Here is a 1303-nt window from a genome sequence, read left to right on the forward strand (position 1 = left end):
CCGGGCTTGATCCGGAGGAACGGGAGGCGGATTTCTGAATGGGCTATCTGACCTCGGCGGAGGCGGTGATCCGCGCCGCCCTGTCGGCGGCCATGGCCCCGCCGCCGCCGCCGGACATCACCCGCTGGTGCGAGGAGAATATCGAGTTCGACGCCCGCTCGCCGATGCCGGGCCGCTTCGACAGCACCCGCTTCGCTTTCCTGCGCGAGATCCACGAGGTGCTGTCCCCGGAACATCCCTGCCGCGAGGTGACCATCCGCGGCTCGGCGCAATGGGGCAAGACCGTGTCGATCATCCAGCCGACGCTGGCGGCCTGGCACGAATACACCCCGCTCGACTCGCTGATCGTGCATCCCACCGGCAGTGCCGCCAGCGAATGGGTGAACAACAAATGGATGCCGATGCGGCGGCAGGCGCCGGGGCTGTTGCGGATCTTCGGGGCGGGACGCGGCGAGAACCGCGACAACATCTTCAATCAGGAGACGCTGGACCGCAACGGCTCGCTGAAGGTGGCCTCCTCGGGCTCGCCCGCCGATCTGACCGGCACCAGCCGCCGTCTGGTCATCATGGACGATCTGTCCAAGTTCGAGACCTCGGACAAGGGTGATCCGGAAAAGCTGGCGGAAAGCCGGGCCTCGGGCTTCGACGATGCCAAGCTGCTGCGCGTGTCGACGGCGATGATCAAGGGCACCTGCCGGATCACCGAAGCCTATGAGCGCAGCGACCGGCGGCTCTATCATGTGCCCTGTCCGCAATGCGGCTTTGCGCAGCCGCTGACCTGGGAGAACTTCCGGGCCAGCATCGATCCCGAACGCCTGCACGCGGCGCATTTCACCTGCGAGAGCTGCCGCGCCCCGATCCGCCATGCCGACAAGGAACGCATCGTGGCACAGGGGCGGTGGGTGCGGCAGCATCCCGGCGGCGATCACCCGGGGTTCCACCTGTGGCGGGCCTATGCACCGCAGCGGGACTGGGCCTCCATCGCGGTGGAATACGCGCAGATGATGGGCTGGTCCCGGCTCGAGGCCGGGCATTCTGCCCCCAGCGAGGCCGCGCCGAAGGAAGGCAAGACCGCCACCGCCAAGCCGATCAAGGCGGCGGTGGAGCAGGTGTTCTGGAACGACGTGCTGGGCCTGCCGTATGAGCAGGCCACCGATGCGCCGGACTGGGAAAGCCTGCGCGACCGCACCGAACATGCCGAACCGGGCATGGTGCTGGATCTGGGCATCCTGCCCGCCACCGGCTTCATCTTCGCCGCCGGGGTCGACTGTCAGGAGGACCGGATCGAGGTGCAGCTGGTGGC

1 protein-coding gene is annotated in these 1303 nt (G+C 67.9%); it reads left to right on the plus strand.

Annotation, left to right across the window (positions count from 1 at the left end; translation table 11 throughout):
- Positions 1-38: 38 nt before the first annotated feature.
- Positions 39-1303 (plus strand): terminase gpA endonuclease subunit (locus BLR51_RS27055; protein ID WP_207543718.1); only part of this gene is annotated, 1265 nt, incomplete at its 3' end.

The organism is Salipiger marinus, assembly GCF_900100085.1.
Taxonomy (GTDB): domain Bacteria; phylum Pseudomonadota; class Alphaproteobacteria; order Rhodobacterales; family Rhodobacteraceae; genus Salipiger; species Salipiger marinus.